This window comes from Pseudomonas sp. Os17 (genome assembly GCF_001547895.1).
In the GTDB taxonomy this organism is placed as follows: domain Bacteria; phylum Pseudomonadota; class Gammaproteobacteria; order Pseudomonadales; family Pseudomonadaceae; genus Aquipseudomonas.
In genome coordinates this window covers 5,775,954-5,792,543 of record NZ_AP014627.1, presented here as the reverse complement: position 1 = coordinate 5,792,543, position 16,590 = coordinate 5,775,954, and the positions used below count along the sequence as shown (strand labels likewise).

Sequence of the window (16,590 nt, the reverse complement as noted above, 5' to 3'; positions counted from 1 at the left end):
GCCGCGCGGGCAGGTGCATTACAGATAAGTAATGTGCCCGCGATCATCCTGAAAGGGTCGGTTGCTTATCCTCGTCGCTGTCAACTGGACGAGGAAACTGTCATGAAAGCTGTCAACCTGAGTATCGCCGCGCTGCTGTTGTCCCTCTCTTCCCTGGCCCTGGCCGAAGGCGGTGGCGACCGCACCTTTGCCCGGGCCATGGTGGAGAACCAGAAGGCCATGGAGCGCTATGCGGCGAGTCAGGGCAAGCCGGCGCCGGTGGTGCAGAACTACCGCTACGGCATGGATCTGGATATCGCCAGGGTGGTCAGCGTCACCCCACCGATCAAGTCCTGCAACGTGGTGCCTTCGCGCATGACCTACGAAGACTCCGCCGGCCAGCTCAAGACCATCGAGTATCAGGTCATGGGTCAGTGCCGCAACAACGGCAGCTGATCCATGGGCGGGCTGGCGCGGCCTTCAGTCGTTGCCGGGTTCGGGGTGCAGGGCGACGATCATGTCGACTTCCACCGAGGCATTTTTCGGCAATTGATAGACCCCCACCGATGTGCGGGTGTGCACCCCGGCGTCGGCGAAGATCGAATAGAGCACCTCCGAGGCGCCGTCCGCCACCTCGCTCTGCTGGGTGAAGTCCGCCGCGCTCTGCACGTAGACGTTGATCCGCAGGATGCGCCGGATCCGTTGCAGGTCGCCGAGCATCTGCTTGAGGACCGCCAGGGCCCGCAGGGTACAGATCTGTGCCCCGTGGCGGGCCTGCTCCAGGCTGGTTTCGGCGCCCACCCGGCCGACCACCATCACCTGGTCGTCGATACGCGGGATCTGTCCGCTGACGTACACCTCATCGCCATTGCGCACCGCCGGCACATAGTTGCCGCCAATGCGCATCTCGCCCTCGAAACTGTGTCCGACTCGTGCAGCCTCTTGCTGAAAAAGCGCCTTGCGTGATGCGTCCATAGTCCAACTCCGTCGATCGCCTGGGATTTCCCGATGCCGACTATACGCGCTCCAGGGCGCCGGTAAATCCTCGCTCAAAGTCCCGCAGGCAGGGGCTTTGCCCGCGCTTGAATTATTTTTGTCGGACAAGCCCGGGCTGCTATTAAGAAAAGACTTTCAGGGCCGATGTTAGGCCCACAGCAGCCTATTTTTTATGTCCTCCCGGTGCCTCCCCATGTTCAATAAACGCTTGAAGCAAGAGCTGGCGGCTCTTCGTGAAGAACTCTCGAGCCTTCAGCAAGTGAAGGAAAGTCTTGAAAGCGAGATGCTCGTGATCAATTTGAGCGCCGATGGACGGATTCAATCGGTCAACCACAACTTCGCCCAGGAAATGCTCTACAAGAGCGGCGACCTGCTGGGGCGCTCCCTGGAAGACATCGTTCCGGCCCACGTCAAGCACGACGAATTTCACCAGCGTTTCAAGGCGACCCTGGCCCGGGGCGAGCACTTTGCCGGGGCGGTGCGCCTGCTGCGGGGCAACGGCGAGGAGGCCTGGCTGCGCTCGATCTCCCAGCCGGTCCACGACTCCGAGGGGCGGATCAAGTACTTCGCGATCTTCTCCAGCGACCTGACCCGCACCATCGAGGCTTCCCGGGAGCACGAGAACCTGATCGGCGCCCTGATGCGCTCCACCGCACTGATCGAGTTCGACCTCAATGGCCATGTGCTGATGGCCAATGAGCGCTTTCTCTCCGGCATGGGCTACAGCCTGGCGCAGATCAAGGGCAAGCATCACCGCATGTTCTGTGAGCCCGAGGAGTACAACAGCGCGGCCTACCAGGCGTTCTGGAAACGCCTGAATGCCGGGGAATTCATCGCCGACCGTTTCAAGCGCATCGATGCCCATGGCCGGACAGTCTGGCTGGAGGCGTCCTACAACCCGGTGCTGGACGCCAACAACAAGCTCTACAAGATTGTGAAGTTCGCCACCGTGATCACCGACCAGGTGAATCAGGAACTGGCGGTGGCCGAAGCGGCCAACATTGCCTACAGCACCTCGTTGCAGACCGACAACAGTGCCCAGCGCGGCACCACCGTGGTCACCGAGGCGGTGAACGTGATGCGCGATCTGGCCAAGCACATGCAGGACGCCGGCGAGGGCATCGGCGCCCTGAACGAGCAGTCCCTGGTGATCGGCAGCATCGTCAAGACCATCAGCGGGATTGCCGAGCAGACCAACCTGTTGGCCCTCAACGCGGCCATCGAGGCGGCCCGGGCCGGTGAGCAGGGGCGCGGTTTCGCCGTGGTCGCCGACGAGGTCCGGCAACTGGCTTCGCGTACCAGCAAGGCCACCGAGGAGATCGTCGGCGTGGTCCGGCAGAACCAGGACATGGCCCGTGACGCCGTGGAACTGATGGCCGAAGGCAAGCTGCAGGCCGAGCAGGGCCTGGCCCTGGCGGCGGAGGCCGGCACGGTGATCGTCGAGATCCAGGACGGCGCGCAGAAGGTGGTGAGCGCGGTGGGGCAGTTCGCCAATCAACTGTCCAGCTGAGCCTGGGGCCCCGGTGACGGGGCCCGCTCACCGGGACGGTATGGCTCGGCAGCAGGAATTCTGAGGAGCTTTCCTAGAGAGTCTTAGGAAAATTCTGAAAGGGCGGGCAGGGCGTGGAGAAAGGTCAGCCAGCGCCGATGGCAAGAGAGATCGTTGTATTCACTCTTAGTCTGTCGGTGTATCCATGTTCAATAAACGTCTGAAACAACAGCTTGCCTCACTGAGCGACGAGCTGAGCGCTCTGCAGCAATTCAAGGCCTGCCTGGAAACCCAGGTGCTCAGCATCGAACTGGACAGCGAGGGGGTGATCCGTCGGGTCAACCAGAACTTCACGCGGACCCTGGGCCTGGATGGCCAACAGCTCTGCGGGCAACCCCTGGAGCAGATAGTGTCGAGCCATGCGCAGGCGGTGCAGCTGTATCGCTCTCTCAGGGCAGCCCTGGGACGCAACGAAGGCTACATCGGCCAACTGCGCTTGCAACGTGGCGACGGCCGCGATGCCTGGTTGCATACCTGTGTCCAGCCGATACACGACCAGGCCGGGCATCTCGACCACTTCTCGCTGATCTGCACCGACCAGAGCGCCGCGGTGCAAAGCGCCTGCGAGCATGAAAACCTGATGGCGGCGTTGCTGCGCTCCACCGCGGTGATCGAGTTCGACCTGCAAGGCCGGGTGTTGACCGCCAACCCGCGGTTTCTGGCGTGCATGGGTTACCGCCTCGATGAAGTTCAGGGGCAGAACCACCGTCTGTTCTGTGATCCCGAGGAGTATGAGGGGCCGTCGTATCAGGCGTTCTGGGCGCGCTTGAACGCCGGTGAATATGTCGCCGACCGCTTCAAGCGAATCGACAGCCAGGGCCGGGTGGTGTGGCTCGACGCCTCTTACAACCCGGTGCTGGATGCCAACGGCCACCTATACAAAGTGGTGAAGTTCGCCACCGTGATCACCGAGCAGGTGAACCAGGAACGCTCGGTGGCCGAGGCCGCCGACATCGCCTACAGCATCTCCCGGCAAACCGATACCAGTGCCCAGCGCGGCTCGGCGGTGGTCACCGAGACCCTGGACGTGATGCGTGACCTGGCCAAGTGCATGCAAGAGGCCGGTGACGGTATCGAAGCCCTGAACGAGCAGTCCCTGGTGATTGGCAGCATCGTCAAGACCATCAGCGGGATTGCCGAGCAGACCAACCTGCTGGCCCTCAACGCGGCGATCGAGGCGGCCCGGGCCGGTGAGCAGGGGCGCGGCTTCGCCGTGGTCGCCGACGAGGTCCGGCAACTGGCCTCGCGTACCAGCAACGCCACCGACGAGATCGTCGGCGTGGTCCGGCACAACCAGGACATGGCCCGCTCGGCGGTGGAGCTGATGGCCGAAGGTCGGCAGCAGGCTGAACAGGGCCTGACCCTGGCGGCGGAGGCCGGCACGGTGATCGTCGAGATCCAGGACGGTGCGCAGAAAGTGGTGGACGCGGTGGGGCAGTTCGCCAGTCAGCTGTCCACCTGAGTGGCGTGCCGCAGGTTCAGGCTCCGCGCCCGTGGGCGCGGACCGGCTCAGCGCGGCAAGGGGGCGTGGCACTCGTAGTGCAAGCGGTCGAACCACCGTCCGTGCAGCAGGAAGCTGCGGCGTGAATGGCCGTAGCAGGAGAATCCGGACGTCTCCAGGACCCTGACCGAGCCGAGGTTTTCCGGGCGGGCGTTGGCTTCGATGCGGCTCAACTGCAACTCGCCGAAGGCCCGTTGCAGCACCTGCGCCACCGCCGCCCGGGCGATACCCCGGCCGTTGAATTTGGCGCCCACGCGATAGCCCAGCTCGGCGCAATTGAAGTAGGGGCGCTGCACCCGGTGCAGGTTGATGCGCCCCACCAGTTGTGAATCCTGTCGAATCAGAAACTGATAGCCGCGATCCGCGGCGGCGTCCTGTTGCGCCTGGGCGATGGCCTCGGCGACCCCTTCGGCGCAGTAGTACGCCGCCGGGCGGGCGTTGATCGAGGCTTCGAAAAAGGCGCGGTTTTCTTGTTCAAACGCCAGCAGTTCCTGCCAGTCGTCCAGTTGTGGTGCACACAGGTGCAGGTGGCTCATGGTCCGGGGATCTCAATCCGTTGAAGGCGCTTTCATCTCACGATTGCCTTGTGCGCATCAAGCCTGCAGATGCGGATCGATCAATTCGGCGAACCATTCGATGAACACGTTCAGCCGGCGCGAACGGTGGCGACGGTCGGGGTACAGGGCGCAGATGTCCATCGGCGCCACCGGCAACTGCTGGAGCACCTGCACCAGCTCGCCGCGATCGAGCAGGTGCTGCACGTCGAAACGCGGCACCTGGATCAGCCCCAGGCCCTGGCGACAGCAGGCGATGTAGTTCTCGACGTTGTTGACGATCACCCGGCTGGGCAGCCCCAGAAGGTGCTCGCGACCTTGCAGCAGGTACTCCCAGGGCTGTTCGCGACCGGTGTCCGGGGAGGCGTAACCGATCATCCATTGGCCGTTCTGCAAGTCCTGGGGGGTGTGGGGCTCGCCGTGTTCGGCGAGGTAGGCGGGGCTGGCGCAATTGATCATGGCCAGTTGCCCCAGGGGGCGGGCGATCAGGCTGCTGTCCGCCAGGCTGCCGACGCGGATCGCGCAGTCGATGCCTTCCTGGACCAGATCGATGCTGCGATCGCTGGCGCCCAGGGCCAGTTGCAGGTCGGGGTACTGCGTCAGCCACTGGGGCAGGGCGGGCACGATCAGGCGCCGGGCGATGCGGCTGGGCACGTCGATATTCAAGCGCCCGCTGACATCCACCAGGCGATGGTGGAACAGCTGGTTGAGCTCCGAGGCATCCGCCAGCAGGCGTCGTGCCCGCTCCAGGAGGATGGTGCCATCGGCGGTCAACTGCACCTGGCGGGTGGTTCGGTGCAGCAGCCGGGTGCCGAGGCCGTTCTCCAGTTGCTGCACAGCGGAAGAGACAGTGGCCCGTGGCAGTTCCAGGGCATGGGCGGCCTTGATGAAACTGCCCATGTCGGCCACCTGGATGAACACGCGGTATTGCTCAAGCTTATCCATCGTATGAACGATCCTGGTTCGGGGGACGCCTGACGGCGGTGGAACGCTGCATCGTCCGAGGCGATCGATGCAGCGTCCCGGCAGGCCAATTTACCCCTTGGGCGCCAGGATTACTTGGTGGTGTAGCCGCCGTTGATCAGTAAGGTCTGGCCGGTGATCCACCAGCCTTCGGTCACCAGATGGCGAATGAACGGCACCACGTCCTCGATATCGGTGAGCCCGGTCTTGCTCGACGGCGACAGGGCCGCGGCGCTCTTGTGGTAGGCCACGGCGTCGGCGCCTTCGGCAGGGTAGAAGAACGGCGTGTCCATGGGGCCCGGTCCCACCGCGGTCACCGAGATGCCCCGGGCGCCGAACTCCTTGGCCGCGGCCCGGGTGAAGTGTTCCACCGGTGCCTTGGAACCGCCGTAGGCGGCATAGAACGGGGTGAAGGCCCCCAGCAGCGACGTCACCAGGGTCACCAGCTTGCCGTTGTCCTCCAGGTGCTTGCCGGCTTCCTTGATGAAGAAGAACGCGCTCTTGGCATTGACCGCGAACATCTGGTCGTACTCGTCTTCGCTGATTTCGATGATGGGTTTCTTCAGCACCTTGCCCACGGTGTTGATGGCGATGTCGATCTTGCCGAAGCGTGCCTTGACCTCGCTGAACAGACGCTCCACCGCACCGGCGCGGGTGAGGTCGGCCTGCCAGGCGTGGGCGTCGACCCCCAGGGCCCCGAGCGCCTCCAGGGTGCTCTGGGCATCGGCCTGACTGGCATCGCTGTTGTAGTGCACGGCCACGGCCCTGGCACCGTGGCTGGCCAGATCCCGGGCAAGCAGGCCACCGAGGTTTTTCACCCCGCCGGCGATCAGCACGACTTTGTTGTTCAGGGAATGATCGGCCATGGCATGGCTCCTTCGACAATTGCGGTGAAGGCTGAGTCTAGTGGCTGCCATGGGATTGATAAGCCGTCGACGCCTGGACGGACTGTCCAGAAAAACCGCCCAATTCCTGTGGCTGCACAGGTGGCGGATAGGTCTACAATCGGACTTTTTTCAGGAGCCTGCCATGCCTGCATTTCGTCATCCGGTGCCATTGGAAAAAGCCTACCGCCTGCTCAATCACGGTCCGACCGTGCTGGTCAGTGCCGCCCACGGCGGGCAGCGCAATATCATGGCGGCGGCCTGGGCCATGCCCCTGGATTTCGAGCCGCCGAAAGTCGCCGTGGTGCTCGACAAGTCCACCTGGACCCGGCAACTGCTGGAAGCCTCGGGCACCTTTGTCCTCAACGTGCCCTGCGCCGCCCAGGTGGACATTGTGCAGACCCTGGGCAACAGCTCCGGGCTGGAGCTGCAGCAGGCCGGCAGCGACAAGTTCGCCGCCTATGGCTTGTCCACCTTCACCGGTCAGGCCCTGGAGGCGCCCCTGCTGGAAGGCTGCGTGGCCTGGCTGGAATGCCGGCTTTTACCCGAGCCGCACAATCACCAGCAGTACGACCTGTTCCTCGGGGAAGTGATCGCCGCTCAGGCCGATACCCGGGTGTTCAGCCAAGGGCGCTGGCACTTCGACGGCCAGGATCGGCTGCGCACCCTGCACCATGTGGCGGGCGGGCATTTCCTGACCATCGGCGGCGCGCTCGACGGTCGTCAACTGCCCCAGTCCGGCGACGCCTGAGGCGAGCCGCCGCTACTTTTTCAAGGATTGAACATGCACGAAGTTTTCCAGCGTCTGGTGAACCTGATGGACAGCCATCAGGCCCGTTATCGGGTGATCCTGCACCCGGCCGAAGGGCAATCGGCGCGGGTCGCCGAGATCCGTGGCACCGAGCCGGGCCAGGGGGCCAAGGCCATGCTGTGCAGCCTCAAGGGCACGAGCGATGTGTATGGGCTGGTGATTCTCTCTGGCGACCAGAAGCTCGACATGAAGAAGGTCGGTGCGGCACTGGGGGGCAAGAAGGCCCAGCTGGTCCCGGCGGAGCTGGCCAGGGAACTGACCGGTTGCGTGATCGGCGCCATTCCTCCGCTGAGTTTCGATCCGCGCATTGCCCTGATCGTCGACCCGCCACTGATCGAGCGCTACGCTGAAATCGCCTTCAATGCCGGACGCCTGGATGCCTCCATGGTTCTTGATACTCAGGACTACCTGAGGATCGCCCGGCCGCTGCTGTTGAGCGTGACCCAGGAGACCGAGGGCGTGCAGGTTCCTACCAGCTGACCCGGCCCAGGGCGTCGGCAAAGGCGGTGAGCTTCGGCGAACACTGGCGCGAGGGGGGATACACCAGCGACAGCTGCCGACTGCGCCCGGCCTGCGCGTGCAGCACCGGCAGCAACAGGCCCGCATCCAGGGCATCGCGCACGGCGAACTCCATCAACTGGGCAATGCCGAACCCACCGAGCACCGCATCCACCAGGGCATCGCCGATGTCGAAGATCAGCCGCCCCTGCACCGCCAGGTCCAGGGGCTTGCCCTGGTCCATGAACTGCCAGTCCACCAGCCGGCCGCTGCGCAGATTGCGCACCGTCAGGCAGTTGTGCTGTTGCAGGTCCGCCAGCTGCCGCGGCGTGCCGTGGCGTTCCAGGTAGGCCGGTGCCGCCACGGTGACCCAGCGCAGGGGCGCCAGGGGCCGGGCGATCAGGCGCTGATCCTGGATCAGCCCGGTGCGCAGCACCGCGTCAAACCCTTCGTCGATGAGGTCCACCACCCGGTCGGTCATCACCGCCTCGATGCTCAGCTCGGGATGCTGGGCCGTCAGCTCGCCAATCACCGGCATCACCACCTTGCGCCCGAACAGCGACGGCGTGCTGATCTTCAACATCCCGCTGGGCGAGTCGCGGCGGTCCAGCAGCAGGTGCTCGGCATGGGCCAGCTCCGCCAGTAACGGCGCTGCCCGCTCTACCAGCATCTGCCCGTCCGGGGTCAGGCTGACACTGCGGGTGTTGCGTTGCAGCAGGCGCACGCCGAGCTGTTGCTCCAGGCGCGATATGGCGCGGGACAGGCCGGACTGGGTCAGCCCCAGGTCACCGGCGGCGCGGGTAAAGCTGCGGGTTTCGGCGACCCGGACCAACAGCCGAAGGGCGTTCAGATCCATGATTAAAGTCATTACTGAAAGAGTGAGGGTCGTATTTATCATTTAAAGCGCATCGATGACACTGGCCGCCGCTTATTTCCACACAAGGATTCTCGCGATGTCCGCGACCCCGTTAGCCAAGCCGTCGGGCTGGATGCTGTCACTGCTGGCCACCGCGCAGCTGATCATTGCCCTGGACGCCACCATCGTCTTCGTGGCGTTGCCGGAAATCGGCCTTCGCCTGGGCTTCTCCGCCCAGCAATTGCAATGGGTGGTCAGCGCCTACAGCGTGGCGTTTGGTGGATTCCTGCTGCTGGGCGGACGCGCGGCGGACCTGCTGGGCAAGCGGCGTTTCTACATCGTCGGGCAGTCGCTGTATGCCCTGGCATCCCTGGCCGGCGGCCTGGGTGGCAGCGCGCTGTTGCTGGTGCTGTCGCGGGCGGTACAGGGCGTCGGCGGGGCGATGCTGTTCCCCGCGACCCTGGCCCTGATCAATACCTGGTACGCCGAAGGGCCGGCGCGCAACCGGGCCTTCGCGGTGTGGAGCGCGGCCTCGGCGGCGGGTCTGGCCCTCGGTGCCTTGCTCGGCGGGGTGCTGACCCAGTACTGGGGCTGGGAGGCGGTGTTCCTGGTCAACGTGCCCCTGGCCGGTGCCTGCGCCTTGCTGGCCCGGCGCTGGATTCCCGCCGACCCGCCACGCCAGCGCAGCCGCCAGTTCGACCTGCGCGGCGCGCTGACCGTTACCCTGGGCGGCACCCTGCTGGTGTTTTCCATCGTCCAGGGCCCGGAGTGGGGCTGGAGCGCACCGGGGACCCTGGGTTGCCTGGCGTTGTCCCTGGCCTTGCTCGGGCTGTTCGTGCGCCTGGAACAACGCTGCCGCGACCCGCTGATGCCGCTGCGCCTGCTGGGTTATCCACAGCTGCGCATGGCCATGCTGATTACCGCGCTGTTCATGAGCAGTTTCGGCGTGCAGTACTACTTTCTCAGCCTGTATTTCCAGCAGGTCTATCAGTTCAGCGTGCTGCAGAGCGGGTTGGCGTTCCTGCCCTCGACCCTGCTGTGCACGCTGGGCATCTGGGTCGCGGAACGGGCGCTGCTGCGCGTGGGCCTGCGGGCGACCCTGGTCAGCGGCCTGCTGGCGGGGGCCGTGGGCATTGCCATGATCTACCTGGCCTTGCCCGGCAGCCGCGGTTTTGTCGGGCTGCTGCCGGGCATCGTGGTGATGAGCATTGGCCAGGGCATGACCTGGACTTCAATGTGGGTTTCGGCCGGGCAGGGCATTGCCGCCGCCGAGCAGGGGGTGGCGGCGGGCGTGGCCTCCACCAGTCAGCAGATCGGCGGGGCCCTGGGGCTGGCGTTGCTGGTGTCGCTGGCCAACACCTTGAGCCCGACCGGCAATCAGGCCCATGGCATTGAACTCGCCACCGCCGCCAGTGCCTTGCTGGCCTTGCTCGGAGCCTTGCTGGCGCTGCGCTTGCCTCGGGTGGCGGCCTTGCCCGCCGGTTCGGTGGCCCAGGGCTGAGGCCGGTTCAGTGGGGCCGGGGCAGGTGGCGGCGCACTGCCCACAGCACCCCGGCCAGCAACAGCAGGGCCGCCGAGCTTTGCAGCAGGCTCGGCAGGTGCTGCAGGCTGATGAAGCCGTAGAGCAGGGCGAACAGGGTTTCGAAGACGATCAACTGGCCGCTCAGGGTCAGCGGCAGGCGCCGGGTCGAGGCATTCCACATGCGATTGCCGAACCAGGAGCCGAGCACCGCACTGGACAGGCTCAGGCCCCAGAACAGCAGCCAGCGCTGCTCCCCGGCCTCGACCTGAGTGCCGGGCAGGGCAAGGCCGTCCGCCAGCAGCCAGACCAGGGCGCTCATCAGCCCGGTGGTGATGCCCCACAGGGTCGACCACTGGCTGCTGTTGAAGCGGCTGCCTTTGAGGTAACGGGCGTTGTCGGTGGCGAACCAGGTCCAGCACAGCAGGGCGCCGAAGGCGCAGAGCAGGCCCAGGGCCCGTTGCCCCAGTTCCACGCTGCCGCTGTCGGCGGTGAGCAGGGTGTCCAGGTTGATGCAGCAGATGCCGGTGAACACCAGCAGCAGCGGCCAGCGCAGTCGGCGCAGGGGCAGGGCGTCGGCATCGCCGCGTCCGGCCAGGGTGATGGTCAGTGGCAACAGGCCGACGATCAGCGCAGTGCTGGCCACCCCGGCCCACTGGATGGCGCTGGCCAGCAGCATGAAGTAGACCAGGTTGCCGGTCAGGGCCAGCTTCACCAGCAACGCCACGTCACCCCAGGTCAGGCGCTGCACGAGCTCCCGGGCCTGAGGCACAGCCAGGAGCAGGGAGAATGCACCGTACAGGCTGAAGCGGGCACAGCTGAGCATCAGCGGACTGAACTCCGGCAACAGGCTGGGCGCCACAATGGCCAGGCCCCAGACCGCACCGGCCAAGGCTGCATAAGCAACTCCGCGTTTCATGCACACACTCGCAGCAATTCATCAAAGCGCGCAGCCTAGTCATTGCTGACCGAACGGACAAAGGATATATAGGCACCTACCTATTCTTCTGGGGAATGCCTGATGAGTCGTTTCGCGCGCCATTTGCCGCCGTTGGAAACCCTGGTGACCTTCGAGGCGGTGGGGCGCAACGCCAGCTTCACCCGCGCCGCCACCGAGCTGTGCCTGACCCAGAGCGCGGTGAGCAAGCAGATCCGTGCCCTGGAGCTGTCGCTGAAGACCGAGTTGTTCGAGCGCCAGGCCCGGGGGGTGAAACTCACCGCCAGCGGCGCTTCGCTGTTTGCCGAGGTCAGCACCCAACTGGAAGCCTTGCTGCGCAGCGTCAGCCGCCTGCGGGCCGGGCGCGACGCCAATACCATCACCGTGCAATGCACCCACGCGGTGGCGCAGTTCTGGCTGTTTCCGCGCTTGCTGGCGTTCAACAAGCAGCACCCGGACATCACCGTGAGCATCCACGCCAACAACGACATGGACGAATCCAGCGTGGCCGAGCACGACTTGGCCATTCTGTATGGCGCCGGGCACTGGTCCTCCCTGGTGGCCACGCCGCTGTTCGCCGAGATCGTCTATCCCATCGCCAGCCAACAGCTGGTGTTGCCGGCCATTGGCGAGCTGGCGCAACTGGCCGAGCTGCCCTTGATCCAGCTGGACGCCTCGGCCTGGAACTGCATCGACTGGCGCGACTGGTTCCGCCATTTCGGCCTGGACTACAGCGCGCCGCCGGGCGCCATGGGCTTCAACCAACTGACCCTGATGTTCAGTGCGGTGCAGCAGGGCATGGGCGTGGGCCTGGGCTGGGATTTCATGGCCAGCGAGCGGGTGGCCCGGGGCGAGTTGCAGCGGGTTGGCCAGTGGGCGTTTCGCACCGGTCAGGCGGATTTTCTGGTGCACCCGCGGCACAAGCGCCTGTCTGTCAGCGGCCAGTTGTTTCGCGACTGGTTGGTGGCGCAGGCGAGTGAATGAAGGGCCGGGGCGGCGTGGCCGCCCCGGGGGCACGCTTCAGAGGGTGGCGCGGGGCACGCTGAAGCGGAACTCGCTGCCCTTGCCCGGTTCACTGTGGGCCTCGATCTTGCCGCCGTGGGCCTGGATGATGCCCTGGGTGATGTACAGCCCAAGGCCGGTGCCATTGGGGTTGCCTTCCTTCATGGTCCAGTAGCGGTCGAAGATGAACGGCAACTGGTCGGCGGGAATGCCTTCCCCGCTGTCGCGGACGCTGAAGACGATCTGCTCGCCGTCGGACATCGCCACCACCCCGACCTTGCCCTGCATGGGGGTGAACTTGATGGCGTTGCCCACCAGGTTCGACAGCACCTGGAACAGCCGCTCGGGGTCGGCATGGATGGTCAGCTCCGGCTCGGCGTGAAAGCTGATGTCGATGGCCTTGTCCAGGGCCAGGGGCGCCAGCAGCGAATAGGCCTCTTCGAAGATCTGGCTGACCTCCAGCGGCTGTGGCGCGATGCTGTAGCGCCCGGCTTCGATCTTCGAGGTGTCCAGCAAGTCCTCCAGCAGGTTGTTCATGCGGCTGGCGGCCTGTTGCATGGTGTCGATGGCCGAGGAAATGCGCCGTGAAGTGTGCGGGCCATCGGAGCTGAAGGCCTTCTGCATCATGCCGCAGAGCATGGAAATCACCGTCATCGGGTTGCGCAGGTCGTGGGACACCACCGCCACCAGTTCATCCCGGGCGCGCACCGCCTGTTGTTCCCGCAGCACCTGGCGCGCCAGGTCGTGTTCCAGGGCCGAGCGGCGCAGGTCGTTGGCGGCGAAGCGGTCGCCGTGGCTCCACTTGCTGGAGATCCCGGCCATTTCCACCTTCCAGATCTCGAACGAGGTGCGCGGCCGCAGGCGCAGGCCGGCGTCCGAGTTCTCCAGGTCCAGGGGCTTTTCCGGGTTGCCGCTCCAGTGGATGTTTTCCTTCACCTCCGGGCGGAACCACAGCACGCCGTTATCCACAGGCTTGGGCAGGCTCATGGCCAGGACACCGCTGGCCACCTGTTGATAACTCGCCGCCGGCGGATACAGGCTGGCCAGGTGATGACTGGCGAACACCGCTTGCCCGGTGCCTTTGAGCCAGCGGTACAGGGCACGGATGTCGTCCTGGGGCGGGCAGTTACCGAAGCAGTGCAGCTGTTTGTCCTCGATGATCGCCACGCCGCCGGCCTGGGTCAGGTCCAGCAGCCGTTGTGGCGCCTGGGCCAGGCCGTCGAAGACGCTGCCGGGGGCGTCGCGCATGGCCTGGTCGAGGCTGGCCAGGGCGGCGACTTTCTCTTCCCGCTGCCGGCTCAGGTCCAGGGCTTCCATGGCGCTGATCTGCAACGACAGCACCTGGCCAATGGTCTGGCAGGCCATGCGCAGTTCGTGGGGCACCAACAGCGGCTGGCGGTTGCCGCAGCTGATCAGGCCCCAGAGCTGATCGTCCTTGAGCAGGGAAATGCTCATGGACGACAGCACGCCCATGTTCTTCATGTACTGGCAATGAATCGGCGACACGCTGCGCAGGGTGGCAAAGCTCAGGTCCAGGGGCTGCTGGGTGTCCGGGCGCAGGGGCGGCAGCAGCGGCACCGGCTGGTAGTCGGCGTTGGGAATGATCCGCAGCCAGTTGCTGCGGTACAGCTCGCGGGCCTGCTGGGGAATGTCCGAGGCGGGGAAGAACAGGCCGTTGAACACCTCCATGTCGGGGCGAGTGGCTTCGGCGATCACCTGGCCGTGGCCTTCCTCCTCGAAGCGGTAGATCAGCACCCGGTCGTAGCCGGTCATGGCCTGGATCTCGCTGACGCTGATGGCGTACAGCTCGTGCAGGGTCCTGGCCGCCTGCAGGCGCCGCAGCAGACGCCCGAGGTTGTCGTTCTGCGCCGTGAGTGGCCGGGGCTGATCGGGCTGGATCTCCAGCTCCAGCATCAGCACCCCCTGGTGGCGATGCAGCAGGCCTTCGAAGCGTCGGCCATTGAGCGACAGGTACAGCGCAGGGGCATCGGCCAGCCGCTCCAGTTGCAGCACCTCACGGATGCGTTGGCCGTCCGCGGCCCCCAGCAACTGCTCCAGGGGCTGCCCCGCCAGCGATTCGGCGGGCTGGCCCAGCAGCGCCTCGACGTTGGCACTGATCTGCCGGATGTGCAGTTGCGGTTCGTCCAGGGTCAGCAACACGCCGTGGGGCTGGATCGCCCCCGGGGAGCGGATCGGTTCGTTGGCGCAGTTGGCCAGCAACTGTTCGAAGGTTTGGGAGTCTTGGGGGGTCATAGCAGCACCTCGCGGCGGTCGAGCCAGCGTTCGAAACAGGCAAATGTGGATTGCGCGGCGCTGACCAGGTGTTGGCGTGTGCTCGCGTCTTCGGGCATGCGCCCCAGGTAGTCGAGAAAGTCCTTCCAGCGCCGCCCGGTGGCAGCGCCATAGACATCCAGAAAGGCGCCGCCGTTGTCGGCGTCCAGATCCAGGCGCCGGGCCATTTCCCGGCGCAGGATCTGTCCGCCCAGGGTCGCGCCTTCCAGTACGTAGAGCACGCCCAGGCAAGCCCCGGCGCTGGCCAGGGGCGGCAGTTGCTCACAGCGGGGCAGGGCCTGGATGCTGGCGGCGTCCAAGCCCAGGGCGCGCAGATCAGCGAACAGGGTCGGGGTCTTCAGGCGCTGCGTCGGGTCGTAGCCCGGCGGGATCAGGCCGCTGTCATGCAGGGCCGCCTCCAGGGGCTGATAGAAACCGTAATAGGCCTGGATCAGGCGTCGATACCAGGGCGCATCAAGCCGCTCACAGAAGAACGGCAGGCGTTGCTCCAGGGCAACGTGCAAGGTCGCGGTGCCGGTGCGCAGGTCTTGAAGCAGGGTGGGGGTGGTGCTGGCGTGATGCGGTGTCGGCATGCAGGGATCAGGGGTCGCAACAGGTAGTGGACGCGCCATGGGCGTCATCAAAGGCCGGGACCAGGCTGGCATCCCCGCGATAGAGCCATCGCACAGAAAAAATCGGAGCGTCACTTTACCCGTGCTGGTTCCCTCGACGTAGGGTTTTTGGTACGCCGTCGGTCGGTCAGCAGCGAAGATGGAGTGGCGTGTCAGAGCGTCTGACCTCGCCGGTGCGGTGGAAATTCCCTTTTCCACCTTGCAGATTCAGGCCAGGGTCAGATCCAGACGTCGTTCTGTGCCGTGCGTTCGCCGCCTTGATCGCCGGTATTGAGCACGCCCTTGGGCTCGATCAGCAGCAGTTTGACTTCCTGTTCGGCCCAGGGCTTGTGCTCGACGCCCTTGGGCACCACGAACATCTCGCCGCTGCCGATGGACACCCGACCGTCACGAAAGTCGATGTACAGCTGGCCGTCGAGGACGATGAAGGTTTCGTCGGTGTCGGCGTGGCTGTGCCAGACGAACTCCCCTTGCAGCTTGGAGATCTTGAACTGGTAGTCATTCATCTCGGCGATCACCTTGGGGGTCCAGTGTTCGCTGAACAGGCCGAGCTTGTGCTGGAAATTGATGCTCTGGTAGGCGTTTTGCGTGGTTGGGTTTGGCATGTTGCGGTCCACATCAGTGATGAATGAGCACTGAGGGTAAACAGCCGGCGGGGTTGGTTTCTTGAACGATCGTGTGTGGCTCAGCGGCCGAGCATCTTCAGCCAGCGCGCCGGAGGCAGGCCGTAAGCCTGGCGGAACTGCCGGGTCATGTGGCTCTGGTCGGAAAACCCGGCGATCAGCGCCGCTTGGGTCAGGGACTGGCCCTGGACCAGCAGGGCGCGGACCAGGTCCAGGCGGCGCATGCTCAGGTAGCGATAGGGGCTGGTGCCGAACAGCAGGCGAAAGTCCCGGGACAGGCTCCAGCGGTCGCGCCCGCTGTGGGCCTCCAGTTCGTCCAGGGTCAGGGTCCGGGCCAGGGCACTGTGGATGTACTCCCGGGCCCGTTCCGCGGCGACATAGTCCAGGCGCTGGCGGGGGCGGGCGACGCCGGACACGCTGTTCAGGGCGTGGGCCAGGTCGAACAGGGCGTCTTCCTGCTCCAGCGGATCCAGGGGGGTGTCGAGTCCGCGCAGCAAGGCGTCGGTGGCGGCGGACAGCCGCGGATCGTTGGACAGGCCACCGGCAATGAACGGCAGGGGCCGGCCACCGAGGATCTGCTGGATCAGCGCGGGTTCGACATACAGCATGCGGTAGTGGAAGCCGTCGTGGGTGCCGGCTTCGCCGTCGTGGGCCTCATCGGGGTGCAGGACCATGGTCGCGCCGGGCAGGCTGTGGCGCCAGCCACCGCGGTACTGGAAGCTCTGCACCCCGCGCAGGGTCCGGCCGATGGCGTAGGTGTCGTGGCGGTGCATGTCATAGCCATGGCCGGCGAAATACGCCTCGATGCGCTCCAGGCCCCGGGCGGGTGGCGCACGGTGAACCCAATCGGTGACAGCGGTGGGTTTGGCCATGGAACGGTCCTGATGGATGAAGCCGAGGGCGGTACGTTAACTCAGGGGCGCGCTGGCTGTCTTGCCCCTCGGCTCACGCCGTGGCAGTTCTACCGGAAGAAGGGGGGGCCTTGCAGGATGGATCAGGCGCAGCGCGGCGGCCG

General features: G+C 65.5%; 17 protein-coding genes and 2 pseudogenes. 9 read left to right on the top strand and 10 right to left on the bottom strand.

All coding sequences use genetic code 11. The features are described 5' to 3' along the window. Positions 1-102 precede the first annotated feature (102 nt). Positions 103-435, top strand: coding sequence for a DUF2790 domain-containing protein (locus POS17_RS25595; RefSeq protein ID WP_060841085.1), 333 nt, complete (start codon positions 103-105; stop codon positions 433-435). Positions 436-459: 24 nt separating this feature from the next. Here POS17_RS25595 and POS17_RS25590 read toward each other — a convergent pair whose 3' ends face one another. Next, on the bottom strand, positions 460-954 hold the full coding sequence (locus POS17_RS25590; protein WP_060841084.1) for a RidA family protein: 495 nt from the start codon (positions 952-954) through the stop codon (positions 460-462). Positions 955-1,147: 193 nt separating this feature from the next. On the opposite strand from POS17_RS25590, the pseudogene POS17_RS32865 reads away from it, so the two are divergent. The 4 genes and pseudogenes from POS17_RS32865 to POS17_RS32850 all read left to right on the top strand — a co-directional run. Next, positions 1,148-1,939: pseudogene (locus POS17_RS32865) on the top strand (PAS domain-containing protein); the annotation flags it as partial. Between the two features lie 114 nt (positions 1,940-2,053). Next, positions 2,054-2,485, top strand: coding sequence for a methyl-accepting chemotaxis protein (locus POS17_RS32860; protein WP_442963176.1), 432 nt, complete (start codon positions 2,054-2,056; stop codon positions 2,483-2,485). Positions 2,486-2,669: 184 nt separating this feature from the next. Next, a pseudogene (locus tag POS17_RS32855) lies at positions 2,670-3,395 on the top strand (PAS domain-containing protein); the annotation flags it as partial. Then, on the top strand, positions 3,378-3,986 hold the full coding sequence (locus POS17_RS32850) for a methyl-accepting chemotaxis protein (protein ID WP_442963175.1): 609 nt from the start codon (positions 3,378-3,380) through the stop codon (positions 3,984-3,986). The pseudogene POS17_RS32855 and the gene POS17_RS32850, both read left to right, overlap by 18 nt. Positions 3,987-4,033: 47 nt before the next feature. Here POS17_RS32850 and POS17_RS25575 read toward each other — a convergent pair whose 3' ends face one another. From POS17_RS25575 to POS17_RS25565, 3 genes are all read right to left on the bottom strand, one after another. After that, positions 4,034-4,561 (bottom strand): GNAT family N-acetyltransferase, encoded by a 528-nt coding sequence (locus POS17_RS25575; protein ID WP_060841081.1) that lies wholly within the window; start codon positions 4,559-4,561, stop codon positions 4,034-4,036. Between the two features lie 57 nt (positions 4,562-4,618). Continuing rightward, entirely contained in the window at positions 4,619-5,524 is a 906-nt protein-coding gene (locus tag POS17_RS25570) for a LysR family transcriptional regulator (RefSeq protein ID WP_047306094.1), read from the bottom strand. 110 nt (positions 5,525-5,634) lie between these two features. Then, positions 5,635-6,408 carry an SDR family oxidoreductase gene (locus tag POS17_RS25565; RefSeq protein ID WP_060841080.1) on the bottom strand — a complete coding sequence of 258 codons (774 nt, stop codon included), beginning with the start codon at positions 6,406-6,408 and terminating at the stop codon, positions 5,635-5,637. A 163-nt stretch (positions 6,409-6,571) separates the two neighbouring features. Between POS17_RS25565 and POS17_RS25560 the strand changes: the two genes are divergently transcribed. Together POS17_RS25560 and POS17_RS25555 are read left to right on the top strand one after the other, a co-directional pair. Further along, the gene (locus tag POS17_RS25560) at positions 6,572-7,177 is read left to right on the top strand and encodes a flavin reductase family protein (protein ID WP_060841079.1); all 606 of its coding nucleotides are present in this window, start codon (positions 6,572-6,574) and stop codon (positions 7,175-7,177) included. Between the two features lie 33 nt (positions 7,178-7,210). After that, on the top strand, positions 7,211-7,717 hold the full coding sequence (locus POS17_RS25555; protein WP_060841078.1) for a YbaK/prolyl-tRNA synthetase associated domain-containing protein: 507 nt from the start codon (positions 7,211-7,213) through the stop codon (positions 7,715-7,717). Here POS17_RS25555 and POS17_RS25550 read toward each other — a convergent pair. Further along, positions 7,707-8,591, bottom strand: coding sequence for a LysR family transcriptional regulator (locus POS17_RS25550; RefSeq protein WP_060841077.1), 885 nt, complete (start codon positions 8,589-8,591; stop codon positions 7,707-7,709). The genes POS17_RS25555 and POS17_RS25550 overlap by 11 nt on opposite strands. A gap of 97 nt (positions 8,592-8,688) precedes the next feature. Here POS17_RS25550 and POS17_RS25545 point away from each other — a divergent pair, with 97 nt between their 5' ends. Then, positions 8,689-10,092, top strand: a complete 1,404-nt coding sequence (locus tag POS17_RS25545) for an MFS transporter (protein WP_060841076.1) — start codon at positions 8,689-8,691, stop codon at positions 10,090-10,092. Between the two features lie 7 nt (positions 10,093-10,099). On the opposite strand, the gene POS17_RS25540 is transcribed toward POS17_RS25545, so the two are convergent. Further along, positions 10,100-11,029: a DMT family transporter gene (locus tag POS17_RS25540; RefSeq protein WP_060841075.1), complete on the bottom strand. Its 930-nt coding sequence runs from the start codon at positions 11,027-11,029 to the stop codon at positions 10,100-10,102. Between the two features lie 102 nt (positions 11,030-11,131). On the opposite strand from POS17_RS25540, the gene POS17_RS25535 reads away from it, so the two are divergent. Beyond that, positions 11,132-12,031: a LysR substrate-binding domain-containing protein gene (locus POS17_RS25535; protein ID WP_060841074.1), complete on the top strand. Its 900-nt coding sequence runs from the start codon at positions 11,132-11,134 to the stop codon at positions 12,029-12,031. A 36-nt stretch (positions 12,032-12,067) separates the two neighbouring features. Here POS17_RS25535 and POS17_RS25530 read toward each other — a convergent pair whose 3' ends face one another. The 4 genes from POS17_RS25530 to POS17_RS25515 all read right to left on the bottom strand — a co-directional run bounded on the left by POS17_RS25530 (position 12,068) and on the right by POS17_RS25515 (position 16,447). Next, entirely contained in the window at positions 12,068-14,302 is a 2,235-nt protein-coding gene (locus POS17_RS25530) for an ATP-binding protein (protein ID WP_060841073.1), read from the bottom strand. Next, positions 14,299-14,913, bottom strand: a complete 615-nt coding sequence (locus POS17_RS25525) for a biliverdin-producing heme oxygenase (protein ID WP_060841072.1) — start codon at positions 14,911-14,913, stop codon at positions 14,299-14,301. Before POS17_RS25525 ends, POS17_RS25530 begins: the two co-directional genes overlap by 4 nt. A gap of 257 nt (positions 14,914-15,170) precedes the next feature. Beyond that, positions 15,171-15,557, bottom strand: coding sequence for a cupin domain-containing protein (locus POS17_RS25520; protein WP_060841071.1), 387 nt, complete (start codon positions 15,555-15,557; stop codon positions 15,171-15,173). Positions 15,558-15,637: 80 nt separating this feature from the next. Next, on the bottom strand, positions 15,638-16,447 hold the full coding sequence (locus POS17_RS25515; RefSeq protein ID WP_060841070.1) for an AraC family transcriptional regulator: 810 nt from the start codon (positions 16,445-16,447) through the stop codon (positions 15,638-15,640). Between the last annotated feature and the right edge of the window lie 143 nt (positions 16,448-16,590).

Bases quoted from the DNA above. Each gene is read 5' to 3' on its own strand.
- POS17_RS25520 (WP_060841071.1), bottom strand. From the start codon at position 15,557: ATGCCAAACCCAACCACGCAAAACGCCTACCAGAGCATCAATTTCCAG.
- POS17_RS25525 (WP_060841072.1), bottom strand. From the start codon at position 14,913: ATGCCGACACCGCATCACGCCAGCACCACCCCCACCCTGCTTCAAGAC.
- POS17_RS25590 (WP_060841084.1), bottom strand. From the start codon at position 954: ATGGACGCATCACGCAAGGCGCTTTTTCAGCAAGAGGCTGCACGAGTC.
- POS17_RS25595 (WP_060841085.1), top strand. From the start codon at position 103: ATGAAAGCTGTCAACCTGAGTATCGCCGCGCTGCTGTTGTCCCTCTCT.
- POS17_RS25530 (WP_060841073.1), bottom strand. From the start codon at position 14,302: ATGACCCCCCAAGACTCCCAAACCTTCGAACAGTTGCTGGCCAACTGC.
- POS17_RS25540 (WP_060841075.1), bottom strand. From the start codon at position 11,029: ATGAAACGCGGAGTTGCTTATGCAGCCTTGGCCGGTGCGGTCTGGGGC.
- POS17_RS25555 (WP_060841078.1), top strand. From the start codon at position 7,211: ATGCACGAAGTTTTCCAGCGTCTGGTGAACCTGATGGACAGCCATCAG.
- POS17_RS25515 (WP_060841070.1), bottom strand. From the start codon at position 16,447: ATGGCCAAACCCACCGCTGTCACCGATTGGGTTCACCGTGCGCCACCC.
- POS17_RS25550 (WP_060841077.1), bottom strand. From the start codon at position 8,591: ATGGATCTGAACGCCCTTCGGCTGTTGGTCCGGGTCGCCGAAACCCGC.
- POS17_RS25535 (WP_060841074.1), top strand. From the start codon at position 11,132: ATGAGTCGTTTCGCGCGCCATTTGCCGCCGTTGGAAACCCTGGTGACC.
- POS17_RS25575 (WP_060841081.1), bottom strand. From the start codon at position 4,561: ATGAGCCACCTGCACCTGTGTGCACCACAACTGGACGACTGGCAGGAA.
- POS17_RS25565 (WP_060841080.1), bottom strand. From the start codon at position 6,408: ATGGCCGATCATTCCCTGAACAACAAAGTCGTGCTGATCGCCGGCGGG.
- POS17_RS25545 (WP_060841076.1), top strand. From the start codon at position 8,689: ATGTCCGCGACCCCGTTAGCCAAGCCGTCGGGCTGGATGCTGTCACTG.
- POS17_RS32860 (WP_442963176.1), top strand. From the start codon at position 2,054: ATGCGCGATCTGGCCAAGCACATGCAGGACGCCGGCGAGGGCATCGGC.
- POS17_RS25560 (WP_060841079.1), top strand. From the start codon at position 6,572: ATGCCTGCATTTCGTCATCCGGTGCCATTGGAAAAAGCCTACCGCCTG.
- POS17_RS25570 (WP_047306094.1), bottom strand. From the start codon at position 5,524: ATGGATAAGCTTGAGCAATACCGCGTGTTCATCCAGGTGGCCGACATG.